The 16,550-nt window shown below is 62.3% G+C and carries 12 protein-coding genes, 1 pseudogene and 1 riboswitch; of the genes and pseudogenes, 8 read left to right on the top strand and 5 right to left on the bottom strand.

The genetic code is table 11. The features are described 5' to 3' along the window. The first annotated feature begins 151 nt into the window (after window positions 1–151). The gene (locus BS630_RS17785; protein ID WP_003540537.1) at window positions 152–307 is read left to right on the top strand and encodes an entericidin domain-containing protein; all 156 of its coding nucleotides are present in this window, start codon (window positions 152–154) and stop codon (window positions 305–307) included. Window positions 308–344: 37 nt separating this feature from the next. Here BS630_RS17785 and BS630_RS17780 read toward each other — a convergent pair whose 3' ends face one another. Next, complete coding sequence (locus BS630_RS17780) at window positions 345–707, bottom strand: hypothetical protein (protein WP_183594403.1); 363 nt, start codon at window positions 705–707, stop codon at window positions 345–347. A 20-nt stretch (window positions 708–727) separates the two neighbouring features. Then, on the bottom strand, window positions 728–1,729 hold the full coding sequence (locus BS630_RS17775) for a glycine betaine ABC transporter substrate-binding protein (protein ID WP_183594401.1): 1,002 nt from the start codon (window positions 1,727–1,729) through the stop codon (window positions 728–730). 620 nt (window positions 1,730–2,349) lie between these two features. Here BS630_RS17775 and BS630_RS17770 point away from each other — a divergent pair. From BS630_RS17770 to BS630_RS17760, 3 genes and pseudogenes are all read left to right on the top strand, one after another. Further along, entirely contained in the window at window positions 2,350–3,804 is a 1,455-nt protein-coding gene (locus BS630_RS17770) for a cobyric acid synthase (protein ID WP_077979217.1), read from the top strand. A 102-nt stretch (window positions 3,805–3,906) separates the two neighbouring features. Then, a pseudogene (locus BS630_RS17765) lies at window positions 3,907–4,674 on the top strand (SDR family oxidoreductase). Between the two features lie 171 nt (window positions 4,675–4,845). Continuing rightward, window positions 4,846–6,105, top strand: coding sequence for an adenylate/guanylate cyclase domain-containing protein (locus tag BS630_RS17760; RefSeq protein ID WP_077978439.1), 1,260 nt, complete (start codon window positions 4,846–4,848; stop codon window positions 6,103–6,105). 28 nt (window positions 6,106–6,133) lie between these two features. Here the strand turns inward: BS630_RS17760 and BS630_RS17755 are convergent, their stop codons facing one another. After that, a complete protein-coding gene (locus BS630_RS17755; protein ID WP_077978436.1) occupies window positions 6,134–7,924 on the bottom strand; it encodes a chloride channel protein in 1,791 nt (596 codons plus the stop codon). 254 nt (window positions 7,925–8,178) lie between these two features. After that, window positions 8,179–8,575, top strand: a riboswitch (cobalamin riboswitch). A 332-nt stretch (window positions 8,576–8,907) separates the two neighbouring features. On the opposite strand from BS630_RS17755, the gene cobU reads away from it, so the two are divergent. The 4 genes from cobU to cobO are packed head-to-tail and all read left to right on the top strand — an operon-like array spanning window position 8,908 to window position 15,305. After that, window positions 8,908–9,432, top strand: a complete 525-nt coding sequence (gene cobU, locus BS630_RS17745; protein WP_077978435.1) for a bifunctional adenosylcobinamide kinase/adenosylcobinamide-phosphate guanylyltransferase — start codon at window positions 8,908–8,910, stop codon at window positions 9,430–9,432. Window positions 9,433–9,436: 4 nt separating this feature from the next. Next, window positions 9,437–10,486 (top strand): cobalamin biosynthesis protein CobW, encoded by a 1,050-nt coding sequence (gene cobW, locus BS630_RS17740; protein ID WP_077978434.1) that lies wholly within the window; start codon window positions 9,437–9,439, stop codon window positions 10,484–10,486. A 4-nt stretch (window positions 10,487–10,490) separates the two neighbouring features. Then, a complete protein-coding gene (gene cobN, locus BS630_RS17735; protein ID WP_077978432.1) occupies window positions 10,491–14,666 on the top strand; it encodes a cobaltochelatase subunit CobN in 4,176 nt (1,391 codons plus the stop codon). 3 nt (window positions 14,667–14,669) lie between these two features. After that, entirely contained in the window at window positions 14,670–15,305 is a 636-nt protein-coding gene (gene cobO / locus BS630_RS17730) for a cob(I)yrinic acid a,c-diamide adenosyltransferase (RefSeq protein ID WP_077978430.1), read from the top strand. A 5-nt stretch (window positions 15,306–15,310) separates the two neighbouring features. On the opposite strand, the gene BS630_RS17725 is transcribed toward cobO, so the two are convergent. Beyond that, window positions 15,311–16,105 carry a helix-turn-helix domain-containing protein gene (locus BS630_RS17725; RefSeq protein ID WP_077978429.1) on the bottom strand — a complete coding sequence of 265 codons (795 nt, stop codon included), beginning with the start codon at window positions 16,103–16,105 and terminating at the stop codon, window positions 15,311–15,313. Next, window positions 16,105–16,518: a nuclear transport factor 2 family protein gene (locus BS630_RS17720; RefSeq protein WP_170268574.1), complete on the bottom strand. Its 414-nt coding sequence runs from the start codon at window positions 16,516–16,518 to the stop codon at window positions 16,105–16,107. The genes BS630_RS17725 and BS630_RS17720 overlap by 1 nt, the downstream gene beginning before the upstream one ends. Window positions 16,519–16,550 lie beyond the last annotated feature (32 nt).

Here is a 16,550-nt window from a genome sequence, read left to right as displayed (position 1 = left end):
GAAAGGATTACGCGCCGATTGCGTTGTGATAGGGCGTCCTTAGCGCTAGCTGGTATCCTTCCAACCCGTGAACCTTTTGGTTTGTCGCGCGTTATTGGCGCGGACGGCATTTGTCGCCGTTCGGGGTAGATCTCAAACAAGGATATCCGAGATGACGACAACGGCCAAAATTGCCGCAGCCTTAATGGTTCTTCTTGCCCTTTCCTCCTGCGGCAACACGATCCGCGGCATAGGAAAGGATACGGCAAATACCGTGAACGCGACGCAGGACGCTGGCCGCTCAGTCGACCGCGCCGCGAAGAAGTAGCGACGGTTCAGATTCCTGCCGGGATTGCCGGATCATCCTATCGGATGACCGGGGGGTAAACCTTTTCCAACCCGCCGGATCGGTCGAGACCGGTGCGGAAGGCCTGGTAGGCGGGATGCTGGCCGGAACGGGCCGTTTCCATCAGCCGGATCTGCAACCGGTCCGGAGCCTGGCTTCCGAGCCAGAATCCTAGATTGTCGAGCTTCAGCGAGTTCAGGAAACGCGATCCGGCGGCAAGATCGAGATGGCGGCGCAGGCCGTCGAGCAGGTTGTCGTCCTGGGCGGCGTTTTCCATGAGCAGCGCCAGGTAGGACTTGTCGGTCTCCGAAAGGGCGGCGAGCTTTTCCGCAACGATATCGCGGTCTGGAAACGGAACATTGCCTGTCATCGAATCGTCCATGCTTGATCGTGTTTTGGCCGTTATAAGCTCGCCTTGACCTTCTCGGCTACATCGACCGGCACCCATTTCGTCCACAGACTCTCGTAATTGCGAAGGAAATAGATCGCGGCATCCTCGTTGCTTTCGCGGTTTTCGTCCTGCCAGGCGAGCACCTGGTTGATCGTCGCATTGTCCCATTTGCGGGTCTTGAGATAGGTCGTGACAGGTGCGGCGCGGCTGGCGAAGGGCCTGGTCATCAGGGTGAAAGCGCGCGAGACCGGGTAGGAGTTGAGCTCGGGCCTGACGCAGCCGGCAACCGCGGTACAGCGATCCCATTCATTCTTGTTGTGGCCGACGCCGAAGCTCAGGCGCGTCATGTCATATTTGCCGAGGATGGCGGTCGGCGCCCAGTAATAACCGAGCCAGCCGACCTTGTTTTCGAAGGCGCGGGCAATCGAGGCATCAAGCTGTTCGGGGCTGCCGGTCTCGATGAGCTCGAAGCCCTTCTTGTCGGCGGCAAGCGCCTTGAACAGGTTGGTGGTCGATATCTGGCAGCTCCAGTCGGCGGGGCAGTTGTAAACTGCGCCTTTCGACGGGTCGTCCTCGGCGGGGAAGAGTTCGGGATGTTTCAGCGCGTCCTCGACCGAGCGGATATCGGGGTGGGCGTCGGCGACAAATTTCGGGATCCACCAACCCTCGACGGCGCCGTCGGCCAGGATTTCGGCCCCCTGTACCAGCCGGCCGGTGTTGACAGCCTGATCGAGCAGGGACCTGACGGAATTGATCCAGTATTCCGAGGCGATGTCGGGGATGCCCTTCTCATTCATCGAGGCGAAGGTCGGCAGGGTGTCGCCATCGACGATGGTAACGGAGCAGCCGTAGCCCTTTTCCAGGATGATCTTGTCGAAGCTCGCCGCAATGCCTGCCGAGGCCCATTTCATTTCGGCGATCGAAACGCTGCCACATTCGGCGGCTTCGGCCGGCACGACGGTAGAAAGAGCCGCGGCAAAGACGGCCGGAATCAGAAACGTCTTCATCGTCATTCCCCGAATTCTTCTTAGGCGGACGTGCAGCAGGCTCTGAAATTCACCGACAAATCTCTCCGGCACCCGAAGGGAAAATGCCTGCCGGGCGATACCGCGACAGGCTTTCCGGTTCATGGGCAGGCCATGTTCAACAATGGCGCGTTATGACGGAGCCTACGCGTTCGCTCGCAGAAATCAACCATCTTCTGCTCATGGTTGCGTGACTAAATTATTGAATTCGAAGAATTTATGTCAGCATTCCGAAATTGGCGCTCTCGGGCGAAAAGCACGCTCTTGGCGATCGGCAGCGGATCTTCGGCAGAAATTTCGGCCAGAATGTCAAAAAAGATCAAAATTAACATTTGCGTAAGCCTTCAATAACTCTCCGGTAAGAATGTACCGTTATCAGTTGGGTCGTGGCAGCAATGACCGCCGCTTCTCCGGTTCAGGTAGTGCGTACCGGAGAAAGCGAGCTTCGCCGTGTAAGGGCGAAGACGCCTGAGTTTTTCGGCAAACCGCGCAGAGCCAAGGCCATGCGCGGTTTTCGCGTTTGCAGGACGGAACTTTAGGCCGAGTCTTGACCCGGGATCGCGGCCCATTGTAGGCCTCGCCTGAACGAGAGGCGAATGCGGGCCACCATGGCAAGAGCGATCATGCTGCAGGGAACCGGCTCCGATGTCGGCAAGACGGTGCTGGTCGCAGGGCTCTGCCGGCTGGCGGCCAATCGCGGCCTGACGGTCCGACCATTCAAGCCGCAGAACATGTCGAACAATGCGGCGGTCGCCGATGACGGCGGCGAGATTGGCCGGGCGCAGTGGCTGCAGTCGCTGGCTGCGCGCACGCCATCCTCGGTGCACATGAACCCGGTGCTGCTTAAGCCGCAATCGGAAAATGGCAGCCAGATCATCGTCCAGGGCAGGGTGTTCGGACAGGCGAAGGGGCGGGACTACCAGCGGCTGAAGCCCGAGCTGCTCGGCGCCGTGCTCGAAAGTTTCGAAAAAGTGGCTGCGGGTGCCGACCTCGTTATCGTCGAGGGCGCCGGATCGCCGGCCGAGATCAATCTCAGGGCCGGCGATATCGCCAATATGGGCTTTGCGACGCGTGCCGGCGTGCCGGTCGTGCTCGTCGGCGATATCGACCGCGGCGGCGTCATCGCCTCGCTGGTCGGCACGCATGCGATCCTCGAAGATGGCGACCGGGCGATGATTGCGGGCTATATCATCAACAAGTTCCGCGGCGACGTCTCGCTGTTTGAAGACGGCATCCGCGCCATTGAAGGCTTCACCGGCTGGCCGTGCTTCGGCGTCGTGCCGTGGCTATCTGGTGCCGCGCGGCTGCCGGCTGAAGATTCGGTCGTGCTCGAGCGGTTGGCGAGGGGCGGCGCGAGCGCGCTGAAGATTGCCGTGCCGGTGCTGCCACGTATCGCCAATTTCGATGATCTCGACCCGCTGCGGGCCGAGCCGGATGTCGAGCTGGTCTTCGTGCGGTCAGGCGAGCGGATCCCTGGCGATGCGAGCCTCGTTGTGCTTCCCGGCTCGAAATCGACGATATCGGATCTCGCCGACTTCAGGGCTGAGGGATGGGACCGCGATCTGCAGTCGCATGTCAGGCGCGGCGGCCGGGTTATCGGCATCTGTGGCGGTTACCAGATGCTCGGCCGCATGGTGCACGATCCGCTCGGCATCGAGGGCGGGGCGCTCGAGACGCCGGGGCTTGGGCTGCTCGATGTCGAGACCGAGATGGCGCCGGAAAAGACCGTGCGCAACAGCCAGGCCCACTCGGCCGAATATGACGCGCCGCTTGCCGGCTACCAGATCCATCTCGGCGTGACCCGCGGCCCGGATTGCGATCGGCCTTCAGCGATCATCGACGGCTTGCCCGACGGTGCGCTTTCGACCGACGGCAGGATCATGGGAACCTATCTGCATGGGCTCTTCGGCAGTGACACTTACCGCGCTCGACTGCTTCAAAGCTTCGGCCTATCAGGCGTGCGGAGGAATTACCGCGAGAGCGTCGAGCAGGCGCTCGACGACGTCGCCGAGGAATTGGAACGTCATCTCGATCCGCACTGGCTGGCCGGGCTGCTCGGTTAGGCCGCACCTCGTACCATCATCGGCCGTTGCTCGGCTATTGCCAAATTAGTTGACTGAGTCCATTAATTGTCGCAGCGGACCCGGTTGAGAGTGACGAAAACCATGAGCATATTGGATAGATTCTCACTGGCAGGTCAGGTGGCGCTGGTGACCGGTGGCGGTCGTGGGCTCGGCTTCGAGATGGCGTGCGCCCTTGCCGAGGCGGCGCGCATGTTATCGTCAACGGACGCACGGCGGCGACGCTGGAAGACGCTGTAAAGGCTATCCGCGCCGCGGGCGGCACGGCGAGCGGCTTCATTCGATATCGCCGACCGCGAGGCACAGCGCGCTGCGATGGCCGATATCGACAAGATCCATGGCCGTCTCGATATTCTGATCAACAATGTCGGCGCCCGCGACAGACGGCCGCTGGCCGAATTCGACGATGATGCGATCATCGAGCTGCTGCGCACCGACCTAGCAGCGGCGGTGACGCTTTCGCGTGACGCTGCCGTGTTGATGAAGCGACGCAATTACGGCCGCCTGATCGCGGTGACCTCGATCAGCGGCCATGTCGTCATGCCCGGCGACTGCGTCTATCCGGCGGCAAAGCAGGGACTGACCGGACTGATGCGCGGCATGGCGGTCGAATTCGGCCCGCACGGCATCACCAGCAACGGGATTGCGCCCGGCTGGTTTGCCACCGAGACGAACGCGGCGATGGCCGCGAACGAGGATTTGATGCCGTTCGTGCGCCAGCGCATCCCGGTCCAGCGCTGGGGACGCCCGGACGAGATCGCCGGGGCGGCTCTCTTTCTCGCAAGCGACGCCGCTTCCTTCGTCAACGGCCATGTGCTGACGGTCGACGGCGGCATGACGGTCCGGATGTGAGATATCCGCAGACGCTGCGGCATCGTCTTTCATTTCTGCGGCACTCTCCACTGCTTCTCGCCGGAGCCGAACGACGGTAACGGCAGGTATCACTTGCTCTCGGCCTACCTTGTGGTCGTCGTTTGCCGGAGTCCATGGCTAGAAATATCTGCGTGACTCGACTATTGGTTGATGTGGCAACGCCCGGGTTGGTCATCGCCGTCCATTTGCCCGATTTCCGACCATAAACTGCGTCGGTCATTTGGAGGTTCGGAAATTAACAATCATATTCAGTGGCTTATAGAACATGGAATCACAGCTGAGCATATTGGCGAGCTGATAGCCGGATTGTGCGATCGGCTGATCGCGGATGGCTTTCCGATCTGGCGGGGAAGTATTGCGATGCCGTCTATTCATCCCATGTATGGCGGCGTCTCGGCCAATTTCGTGCGCGGCGGTGCGACCACGATCGAGAATGCCGAGTATGGCAGTGCGGCAGTACTGAATTTCGAGAAGACCCCGATCTATTTTCTTTTGGGCCGTGGCGAAACGTCAGGTCGATGGAATATCGCCAAGGGTGAGGGAGTCGATGACTACCCGCAGCTTGCGGAATTCGCACATGGCGGCGGTACGGATCATCTGGTCAGCCTGCTGGAGTTTCCAAAGGAGGCTGCGCTGCGCGGGGTCAGTCTGTCTCTCACAAGCGACAGGCCGGGCGGATTTTCTGACGACCAATTGGCGATCGTCGCGAAGCTTTTCCCGGCGCTGGGGCTGGCTTGCTACCGCATCGCGGCATCGAAAACCGCTGCGGATATCCTTGCCGTCTACACGGGTGCCAAAACAAGCGCACGCATCCTTGCAGGCGAGATCCAGAGGGGAAAAGGTGGCTCCATCAATGCTGCGATCCTGCTTGCGGATCTCAGGAATTTCACGGCGTTGACCGAAGTCTATCAGCCAGGCGAAATCGCCGGGTTTCTAGACGAGCATTTCGAGCTGATCGGCCGGCATGTCGAGGAGAATTCCGGCGAGATCCTCAAGTTCATGGGCGACAGCGTGCTGGCGATCTTTCCGACCGATGCCGAAGATCAGCAAAAGGCGTGCATGGCCGCACTGGCTTCGGCAAGGAATATTCTGGAAGCCAACAAGGTGCTGAACGGTCAGCGGAGGAATGATGGAGGTCCTGACATCGGCGTCGATGTCGTGCTGCATCTCGGCGAGGTCTTCTATGGAAATATCGGCGCGCGCGGCAGGCTTGATTTCACGGTGATCGGCAGCGCCGTCAACGAGGCCTCGCGGCTTGAAAAGCTCTGCGGCACGCTTGAGCAAGAGCTGCTGATGTCGGAGAGCTTCGCGACCACCTGCGCCGTGGCCTGCGAGTATCTGGGTTCGTTTGAATTGCGTGGCGTTTCGAAGCGGGCCGACGTGTTCAAACTCGCCGACGCCGTATTCTGAAGCGTCGATCCGGTCGGCGCGGCGACGCTCAGATCTCGCCTGAGACCTCGCGGCGGCGGCGGTCGAGTTCTTCGCTGTAGCGGCGTAGCGTATAGCTTTCGCTGAGCTGGCCGATCACCTTGCGTTCGATCAGGTTGTTGACGACGGCGAGCGCTTCGCTTTCGCTCTTGTCGAAGATCGCCGCCGCCTGCCTGGCATTCATCTGCGGCTGCAGGAAATCGTTGCGGTAGTGGATGAAGTCGGCAAGCGTCTTGCCCTCGTCCTGCGCATCGGTCGGATTGGCGTAGATCTCCGGCACCAGCACCAGGCCCGCATATTTGTCGCTCTCCTCGACGAGGACGACGCGCTGGGTCGAGCCGATCGGGAAGGCCTGCTTGAATTCCTCCAGAGAAATGCCCGCCCTTGCCGTCTTGACGTCAGCGCGCATCAGCTTGTCGACCGTCAGATTGCGGATCCAGCCGACATCATGGGCGCTGCGGATGCTTTCTCCGCGCAGATGGAACCGCCATGTGGCGAAGGAGTAGCCGAAGGTCGAACGCACGACGAGCGAGGAGGTGATGACGGCAGCGAGTACCAGCGCCGTGATCGGAAAATCGCCGGTCATTTCGAGCGCCAGGAACGTCATGGTCAGCGGCCCGCCGATGACGGCGACGGCAAGCGAACTCATGCCGACCACGGCATAGATCACGGGCGTCAGCGTCGCATCGGCGAAATAGGGGCCGCAGTAAGCAAAGAGTTTGCCGAGCAGGGCGCCCATGAACAGCGAGGCGAAGAACAGCCCGCCCCTGAAGCCGGAGCCGATCGAGATCGCCGAGGCGAAGGATTTCAAGAGGAAGAGGCCGATCAGCGTCGGGATCGCCACCTCATGGGAAAGGTTGAGATGCAGCGCGCCGTGGCCGGCCGAGAGCACCTGCGGCGAGATCATCGCCAACAGCCCGACGATGATGCCGCCGAGTGCCGGGCGGAAGGGTGGGGCAATCGAGCTCTTGCGCGCCAACTCCTCGACAAAGGCGACGCCCTGCATGATCAGGATGCCGACACCGGCGCAGAACGCACCGAGCAGCAGCGCCGGGACATAATCGGCCGGCACGACCGAGCCGAAGCTGCCGATATCGATGGTGAAGTCGCTACCGGCGAGCAGCCTTGCGACCAAGGTGGAGACAAGGGCGGAAACGACGACAGGCGTCAGCGAGACGATCGTATAGGTGCCGATGATCAGCTCGAAAGCATAGAAGGCCCCGGTCAACGGCGCGTTGAAGGCGGCGGCGATGGCGCCCGCCGCGCCGCAGCCAACGAGGGTGCGCAGGTCCGAGCGGCGAAGCTGCAGCTTCAGCCCGAATTTCGAGGCGAGGCCGGCGGCAAGCTGGGTATAGCCGGCCTCCAGGCCGACGGAGGCCCCGAAACCGTTGGAGATCAGGTTCTGCACGGCAACGATGATGCTGTCGGTCAGGGACAGGCGGCCGCCATGCAGCGCATTGGCCTCGATAGGGTCGACCATCGGCTTCTTGCGCCGTTTCGCCAGAACCAGAAGCAACAGGCCGAGCAAGGCGCCGCCGATGACGGGGGCGGTGAGCAGCAGCATCTTGTTCTCGATCTCGGAGGAGCTCAATCTTTCGCTGTCGGCGATGCCGAAGACCAGCTGATGCAACTCGTTGGAGACGTAGCTCATGCCGGTGACGGCGAGACCCGAGATGATGCCGACGACGGCGCCCGCCAGCGACAGGCCGACCTCGCTGCGCCGGGTCAGCGCCCGCAAGCGTCCCGGATCGAAGAAAACACGCAGCGCGCGGAAACGGCGCCGATCCAATTTCATAAGCATGGCAAGACAACTAGGCAGGGAGAGGCCCGGTCAAGGGCGAAGGCGCAGTCCGCTTGCGACGCAATTGCGGCGAAAACCCGGCGGGCGGGATAAATATTTGTGACGTAAGTCTCTGATAAATGACGATGTTTTAGGTAGAGTAAGTCGTGTTGGAGCAGGCCATACCGGGTGGCCGTCAACTGGTCGACCGCCGAGCCCGGTTGACTTCACCCCTGCGCTTGCCTAACCATCCCGATAACGGATGGTCGACTGACCATCCTGACATAACGGATGGTTCCGGATCGGTGTTACGCCCTTCCGGATGAAAAGGGAATGTGACGGGGCGGACCCAAGCCGGGCGCCTTCATCACAGCCGACCCCGCGACTGTAGAGCGGTCAGGGTCTTCCATCCGGCACTAAGCCCTTCCGGCTGACAGCTTGCAATAATGCAAGCGGGCGGGACAGGTGGTGTGCCGGAAAAGCCACTGGATATGCATGGTGATCAACCGGGGTCGGACGCCTCTCAAGTCTACGAATCGTCCACCTTTTCACTGATGCGGCCGGGAAGGCGAGGATGATCCGCTGGCACGATCAGGGCGACCGGTTTCCGGTCTGCCCCGATCGCGGCCGATAACCGCGAGCCAGGAGACCTGCCATGCGTGCCGGGCGAGAAGCCTAACCCTGGGCACTATGCCCGTTGCCAGCACGGAGGTTGTCTTGGCTGAACGATTGAATTCGGCGTGGCCTGGTGCGGCGCGACGGGGAGGTGCCTTTTCGGCACCTCTTGGCCCGGTGTGTTTGGGACGCACTTTCCTCTCCTCCCTCATTCCTGTGCTTGTCACAGGAATCCAGCGTGCCCAAGTCCTTGGGCACAGAAGAATCATTTCACGGGGGCATAGAGTCATTCACGGCGCGGACGCGCCGCGGCTGGATTCCTGTGACAAGCACAGGAATGAGGGAAGAGAGTGGGGCGACGCCGCGTTTCTTCTGGAGGCCGCTTGCGCATGACGGACGCCCCATCCAACACCGTCTTCATCCTCGGCGGCGCACGCTCGGGCAAATCCCGTTTCGCCGAAGACCTCGTCACGGCAACCGGCCTCGATCGCCACTATCTCGCGACCGGCCGCGCTTGGGACGAGGAGATGCAGGCGCGCATCGCCCAACACAAGGCCGACCGGGGTCCGTCCTGGACAACGCATGAAGAGCCGCTCGATCTGGTCGGCAAGCTCGCCGCCATCGACGGCGAAGTGCGCATCGTGTTGATCGATTGCCTGACGCTCTGGGTCACCAATCTGATGATGGAGGAGCGGAACATGGCGACGGAATTTGCCGCCCTTGCCGATTTCCTTCCCGCCGCGAAAGCGCGGCTCGTTTTCGTTTCCAACGAGGTCGGTCTCGGCATCGTGCCCGACAATCGCATGGCGCGGGATTTTCGCGATCATGCCGGCCGTTTGCACCAATCGATCGCGGCGAAGGCCGCCGAAGTTTATTTCATCGCGGCAGGCCTGCCGCTGAAAATGAAGGGTTAAGTCCATGAACCAGCAAAAAATTCCAGCAACCGTCATCACCGGCTTTCTTGGCGCCGGCAAGACGACGATGATCCGCAACCTGCTCACCAATGCCGGCGGCAAGAAGATCGCGCTGATCATCAACGAATTCGGCGATCTCGGCGTCGACGGCGACGTGCTGAAGGGCTGCGGTGCGGAGAATTGCACCGAGGAGGACATTATCGAGCTGACCAATGGCTGCATCTGCTGCACCGTTGCGGACGACTTCATTCCGACGATGACGAAGCTGCTCGAACGCGAACAGCGGCCCGACCATATCGTCATCGAGACTTCTGGTCTTGCTTTGCCGCAGCCGCTGGTCGCCGCCTTCAACTGGCCCGACATTCGCACCCAGGTGACCGTCGACGGCGTCATCACGGTGGTCGACAGCGCTGCCGTTGCCGCCGGCCGTTTCGCTGACGACCATGATGCCGTCGATGCGCGCCGCGCCGAGGATGAATCGCTCGATCATGAAAGCCCGATCGAGGAGCTGTTCGAGGATCAGCTGACCTGCGCCGATCTCATCGTGCTCAACAAGACCGACCTGATCGATGCCGCCGGCCTTGTCAGGGTACGCGACGAGGTCGCCTCCCGCACTGTGCGCAAGCCTGTGATGATTGAGGCGCGGAACGGCGAGGTGTCGGCCGGCATCCTGCTCGGCCTTGGCATCGGCACCGAGGACGATGTTGCCAATCGCAAGTCGCATCACGAGCTGGAGCATGAGGATGGTGCGCCGCACGACCATGACGAATTCGACAGCTTCGTCGTTGAGCTCGGACCCATTGCCGATCCGGCCGGCTTCATCGAAGCGCTGAAAGGCATCATTGCCGCCCATGACGTGCTGCGCCTCAAGGGTTTCGTCGATGTCTCGGGCAAGCCGATGCGCCTGCAGCTCCAGGCCGTCGGCAGCCGGATCGACCATTATTTCGACCGCGCCTGGACGTCTGGCGAAAGGCGCGCCACGCGCCTCGTCGTCATCGGCCTGCACGAAATGGATCAGGACGCGGTGAGAGCGGCGATCGAAGCGCTGGCCTAACGCGATGCATCTGCTTCTGGCTCAACAGGGAACGATCAGCGACGGCGAGGAGGCAATCGACCTTGGGCAGACGCCGGGCGACATCCTGTTCCTGTCGGCGGCCGACAGCGAGCTTGCCGCCATCGCAACCGCCCATCGCGAGCGCGGGGCGGGGCCTTCGCTCCGGCTCGCCAGCCTGATGAGCCTCAAGCACCCGATGTCGGTCGACACCTATGTCGAGCGCACGGCGCGGCATGCCAAGCTGATCATCGTGCGTGCGCTCGGCGGTGCCAGCTACTTTCATTATGCGCTGGAGGCGCTGCATGCGGCAGCAGCGCGCGCCGGTGCGCTGATCGCGGTGCTGCCGGGTGACGCCAGGCCGGATGCGGGGCTGGTGCCTTTCTCCAACATTCACCTCGACGATCTCAACGCGCTCTGGGCCTATCTGATCGAGGGTGGCGATGCCAACGCGCGGGCGTTTCTCGACTATGCCGAGGCGATGCTGTCTGGCGTGGAGAAGCCGGCTCCGGCCGTGCCTTTGATGAAGGCGGGCATCTGGTGGCCGGGGCGCGGGTTGATCGGGGTTGAGGAGTGGCGGCGGGTTGTTGCGGAGGTGTCTTCGCGCGTGGTGCCCGCCTTATCCGCCGAGCTCGAGATACCCCCCTCTGTCCTGCCGGACATCTCCCCCACAAGGGGGGAGATTGGCAAGTCGCTAAGGCTTCCCAAAAAAGAAACGTTGGAGGCTGCCGCACTTTCGTCCGAAGAGATGGAGCGAGACCTCTCATCCCTGATCTCCCCCCTTGTGGGGGAGATGTCCGGCAGGACAGAGGGGGGTACTACGAACTCGACGCAACAGGCACCTCCCATCGTCGCCATCAGCTTCTACCGCGCCCTCGTCCAAAGCGGCGAGACCGGGCCGATCGAAGCGCTCGTCGAGGCACTGGCCGCACTCGGCCTCCGTCCGCTGCCGATCTTTGCCTACAGCCTCAAGGATCCCATCTCCACAGGCATTCTCGAAAGCGTGTTTTCGACGCTGAAACCCGATGTCGTCATCAACACGACGGGCTTTGCGGTCTCCGCACCGGGTGCGGACCGGCAGGCGACGGTGCTGGAGGCGAATGAAGCGATCGTGCTTCAGGCGATCCTGTCGGCCTCGTCGAGGGAGGCATGGCTCTCTTCCTCACAAGGCCTGTCGGCGCGCGATCTCGGCATGAACGTGGCGCTTCCCGAGGTCGACGGCCGGGTGCTGGCGCGGGCGATCTCTTTCAAGACGGCGGCGCGCTACGATGCTGCCGTCGAGACCAATATCGTCGCCAGCCAGGCCGAGGCCGGCCGGGTACATTATACGGCGGAGCTTGCCGCCAATTGGGCACGGCTGCGGAAGACTTCCGCCGGCGACCGGCGCATCGCGCTCGTCATGGCGAATTATCCGAACCGCGACGGTCGACTTGGCAACGGCGTCGGCTTGGATACGCCGGCCGGCACCATAGAGGTGCTTCGCGCCATGCGGGCGGCGGGTTATCCGGTCGCCGAGATTCCGGCCGACGGGGACGCGCTGATCCGCCACCTGATGGAAGGGCCGACCAATTCCGGTTCCGACGGAAAGATCATCCGCGAGACGCTTTCTCTGAGTCGCTACAACGGCTTCCTGGAATCTCTTCCCAATAAGATTCAGGATGAGGTGAGAGCCCGCTGGGGCAGCCCGCAAGACGATCCGTATTTTCGCGAGGGCGTCTTCGCCCTGCCTTTCGCCCGTTTCGGCGACTTACTCGTCGGCATCCAGCCGGCGCGTGGCTATAATATCGATCCGAAGGAAAGTTATCATTCGCCGGATCTCGTGCCGCCGCACGGCTATCTCGCCTTCTATGCTTTCCTGCGCCGCGAGTTCGGTGCCCATGCCGTCATCCATATGGGCAAACACGGCAATCTCGAATGGCTGCCGGGTAAGGCGCTGGCGCTGTCTGAAAGCTGTTATCCCGAGGCGATCCTCGGTCCGCTGCCGCACCTCTATCCCTTCATCGTCAACGATCCAGGCGAGGGCACGCAGGCCAAGCGCCGCAGTGCTGCCGTCATCATCGACCACCTGACGCCGCCTTTGACGCGGGCCGAGAGTTACGGGCCGCTGAAGGATCTGGAGGCGCTGGTTGACGAATATTACGAGGCCTCCGGCGGCGATCCCCGCCGCATCCGTCTGCTCAGCCGTCAGATCCTCGATCTCGTCACCGATATCGGCCTCGACCGTGATGCCGGCATCGCCAAGGACGAAAGCGAGGGCGAGGCGCTGAAGAAGCTCGACGCCTATCTCTGCGACCTCAAGGAAATGCAGATCCGCGATGGACTGCATGTGTTCGGTGTGTCGCCAGAGGGGCGGTTGCTGACGGACCTGACCGTGGCTTTGGCGCGGGTGCCGCGGGGGCTGGGTGAGGGGGGCGATGCGAGTTTGCAGCGGGCGATTGCGGCGGATGCTGGATTGGGTGGCGGCGTGCGGGGGATACCCCCCTCTGTCCTGCCGGACATCTCCCCCACAAGGGGGGAGATCGGCAAGTCGCTTGGGCTTCCCGAAAAAGAACCGTTTGAAGATGCCGCTCCTTCGACGCATGAGATTGAGCGAGGCCTCTCATCCCTGATCTCCCCCCTTGTGGGGGAGATGTCCGACAGGACAGAGGGGGGTGCCTCCATCTTCGACCCTCTCGATTGCGACATGGCCGTCGTTTGGACGAGCCCGCGTCCTGATATCCTTGCAGATATTCTCGATACCCCATGGCGAACCAACGGCGACACCGTCGAACGTATCGAACTGCTGGCCGCAAAGTTCGTTTCCGGCGAAATGGACTGCCCAGCGGACTGGAAAGCGACGCGTGCGGTGTTGTCCGAGATCGAAACCTGGCTCAAGCCTTCCATCCTCGCTTGTGGCCCGGCCGAGGTCGAAGGTTTGCTTAAGGGACTCGACGGCCGCTTCGTCGCACCCGGACCCTCCGGTGCGCCGACGCGCGGGCGTCCTGACGTACTGCCGACCGGACGGAATTTCTACTCCGTCGACAGCCGCGCCGTCCCGACGCCGGCCGCCTACGAACTCGGCAAAAAATCGGCGGAACTGCTTGTCCGCCGTTATGTGCAGGATCACGGCGAATGGCCTGTCTCCTTCGGGCTGACGGCCTGGGGTACGTCGAACATGCGCACTGGTGGCGACGATATCGCCCAGGCCCTGGCGTTGATCGGCGTCAAGCCGCTCTGGGACGCGAGTTCGCGCCGGGTCACCGGCTATGAGATCATTCCGCCGGCGATGCTGCGGCGGCCGCGCGTCGATGTGACGCTCAGGATCTCCGGCTTCTTCCGCGATGCGTTTCCCGAGCAGATCGCGCTGTTCGACAAGGCGATCCGCGCCGTCGGCGCGCTGGAGGAGGATGTCGGCGACAATCCCATCGCTGAGCGGATGCGCGGCGAGGCGGCTAGGCTTGCGGCCGCCGGCCTCGACGAGGTGTCGGCAAAACGCCGGGCAGGCTATCGTGTGTTCGGCTCGAAACCCGGCGCCTATGGCGCCGGGCTGCAGCCGCTGATCGACGAAAAAGGCTGGGAGCGGCGCGCCGATCTTGCCGAGGCCTATCTCGTCTGGGGCAGCTATGCCTATGGCGCCGGAGAGGAGGGCAAGGCCGAACGCGGTCTGTTCGAGGAGCGGCTGCGCTCGGTGCAGGCTGTGATTCAGAACCAGGACAATCGCGAGCACGACCTGCTCGACAGCGATGATTATTACCAGTTCGAGGGCGGCATGGCGGCGGCGGCCGAACAGCTCGCCGGCGCGCGTCCCTCGATCTATCACAACGACCATTCCAGGCCGGAAAAGCCAGTGATCCGTTCGCTGGAAGAGGAGATCGGCCGGGTCGTGCGCGGGCGCGTCGTCAATCCGAAATGGATATCGGGTGTCATGCGCCACGGCTACAAGGGCGCTGCCGAGATCGCTGCTACGGTCGATTATCTCTTCGCCTTTTCGGCGACGACGGGCGCAGTCGGCGAACATCATTTCGAGGCCGTCTACCAAGCCTTTGTCGCCGATGCCGGCGTGCGCGACTTCATGATCGAGAAGAACCCTGCGGCATTCGACGAAATGAGAGAGCGGCTGTGCGAGGCGATCGAACGCAGCCTCTGGACGCCGCGCAGCAATTCGGCCCGGTTCCACCTGGCTGCAAACAACAGAATGAGGTGAGCTATGAGTGACGAGATCCCGGAAAACGAAACCGGCAAGGATGATGCACGCCACGCCGAGAAAATGGCGAAGAAGAAGGCCGCGCGCGACAAAATCATGGCCACCAAGACGGATGGCAAGGGGCTGATCATCGTCCATACGGGCAAGGGCAAGGGCAAGTCCTCGTCTGCCTTTGGGATGATCTTCCGCCACATCGCCCATGGCAAGCCGTCTGCCGTCGTGCAGTTCATCAAGGGCGCGATGTGGACCGGCGAGCGCGACCTGATCGAGAAGCATTTCTCCGATCTCTGCCAGTTCCACACGATGGGCGAGGGTTTTACCTGGGAAACGCAGGATCGCGCCCGCGATGTCGCCGCAGCCTCCGCCGCCTGGGAAAAGGCCAAGGAGCTGATCCGCGACGAGCGCAATTCCATGGTGCTGCTCGACGAGATCAATATCGCGCTTCGCTACGACTATCTCGACATCAACGAAGTCGTCGCCTTTCTGAAGAGCGAGAAGCCCCATATGACGCATGTCGTGCTGACGGGGCGCAACGCCAAGGAAGAATTGATCGAAATCGCCGATCTGGTGACCGAGATGGAGCTCGTCAAACACCCCTTTCGCTCCGGCATCAAGGGCCAGCCGGGCGTGGAGTTCTGAGGCGGTCAGTTGAGCGCGAGGCTGCGCAGGATGGCAGCCGTTTCCTCGTCCGCCGGGAAGAAGGATTCGACCGCGAGTTCCGACAAAGTGATTTCGACGGGCGTGCCGAACACAGTCGTTGTCGAGATCAGGGAAAGCAAGCCGGCCTTGGTCGAAAGCTGAAGGGGAACGGCGATGCCGGCATAGTCGGTATGGACCTCGCCAGCAGTTTCAGGCGCTGGATAGGACAGCAACTCCTTCAAAAGCTTGTCCAACATTGGATCGCCCGAAGCCGAGAACTGTTGGCGCAGCCTGCCGATAAGGTGGGCGCGCCACTCGGAAAGGTTTTTGATATGGGGCGCCAATCCTTGAGGATGCAGGCTGAGGCGCAGTACGTTGACGGGTGGCGTGAGCAGAGACTGGTCGGCAACGGCTGAGAGAAGCGGAGCGATGGCCGCATTGGCCGCGATGAGTGTCCAATGGCGGTCGACGGCGATTGCTGGGAAGGGCTCGTGCCCTTTCAGCACCATGTCGATGGCGCGACGGGCCGGTTCCAGCGCGGGATCGTCGAGCGGGCGTTCTGCAAAAACAGGAGCGAAACCCGCCGCGAGCAGCAGCGGGTTCCGATCGCGAAGAGGTACGTCGAGCCGTTCGGCAAGATGCAGCAGCATGTCGCGGCTCGGTGTCGAGCGCCCGCTCTCGATGAAGCTCAGATGCCGCTGCGAGATCTCCGCCTCCAGCGCGAGGTCGAGCTGGCTCATGCGGCGGCGCTGGCGCCATTCGCGCAGATGGTCTCCAAGGGAGCGGGCGGTCGGCGTCATCAGGCGGCTTCCGGCAGCAAATCTATGAAACCGCGGACGGATTTCAGCTTGCCGCCTTCAAGCTCGGCGAAATCCGTGCCCTTGATCAGCGCATCGCCGTTTTCCGGGCCGAGGCCCCAGGAGAAGCGCAGGTTGTCGCCGTAGCCGTCGGCCACCCCGATCAGGGCGAAGCGGAAACCGGGGAAGCGGTTTTGCACCGCCTCGACCAGCGAATTGATCTGCTCATGGCCTTCGCCGCGCATCAGTGGGTCGATATAGGTCGCGGCTTTGCTCCAGCTCTCGGCAATGAGAGCGCGGCGGCGAGCGGCATCCGTCTCGTTCCAGATGGCGAGATAGCGCTCTGCGTTGGTGTTTGCGTCGTTCATCGGGTCATCTCCTTTTGATCGCCCGTCAGTTCCAGGCAGGCCGATCATGCGGGAAGGCGATGCACCTTATCAATTACGCC

This window comes from Rhizobium laguerreae (genome assembly GCF_002008165.1).
GTDB lineage: Bacteria > Pseudomonadota > Alphaproteobacteria > Rhizobiales > Rhizobiaceae > Rhizobium > Rhizobium laguerreae.
The sequence above is the reverse complement of the archived record's forward strand: the minus strand, read 5'-3'. Positions and strand labels throughout refer to the sequence as shown.

Excerpts from the sequence above, each read along its gene's own strand:
- BS630_RS17785 (WP_003540537.1), top strand. The coding sequence starts at position 152 with ATGACGACAACGGCCAAAATTGCCGCAGCCTTAATGGTTCTTCTTGCC.
- cobU (WP_077978435.1), top strand. The coding sequence starts at position 8,908 with ATGACGGACGCCCCATCCAACACCGTCTTCATCCTCGGCGGCGCACGC.
- BS630_RS17775 (WP_183594401.1), bottom strand. The coding sequence starts at position 1,729 with ATGACGATGAAGACGTTTCTGATTCCGGCCGTCTTTGCCGCGGCTCTT.
- BS630_RS17755 (WP_077978436.1), bottom strand. The coding sequence starts at position 7,924 with ATGCTTATGAAATTGGATCGGCGCCGTTTCCGCGCGCTGCGTGTTTTC.
- cobO (WP_077978430.1), top strand. The coding sequence starts at position 14,670 with ATGAGTGACGAGATCCCGGAAAACGAAACCGGCAAGGATGATGCACGC.
- BS630_RS17770 (WP_077979217.1), top strand. The coding sequence starts at position 2,350 with ATGGCAAGAGCGATCATGCTGCAGGGAACCGGCTCCGATGTCGGCAAG.
- BS630_RS17720 (WP_170268574.1), bottom strand. The coding sequence starts at position 16,518 with ATGATCGGCCTGCCTGGAACTGACGGGCGATCAAAAGGAGATGACCCG.
- BS630_RS17760 (WP_077978439.1), top strand. The coding sequence starts at position 4,846 with ATGTGGCAACGCCCGGGTTGGTCATCGCCGTCCATTTGCCCGATTTCC.
- cobN (WP_077978432.1), top strand. The coding sequence starts at position 10,491 with ATGCATCTGCTTCTGGCTCAACAGGGAACGATCAGCGACGGCGAGGAG.
- BS630_RS17780 (WP_183594403.1), bottom strand. The coding sequence starts at position 707 with ATGGACGATTCGATGACAGGCAATGTTCCGTTTCCAGACCGCGATATC.
- cobW (WP_077978434.1), top strand. The coding sequence starts at position 9,437 with ATGAACCAGCAAAAAATTCCAGCAACCGTCATCACCGGCTTTCTTGGC.
- BS630_RS17725 (WP_077978429.1), bottom strand. The coding sequence starts at position 16,105 with ATGACGCCGACCGCCCGCTCCCTTGGAGACCATCTGCGCGAATGGCGC.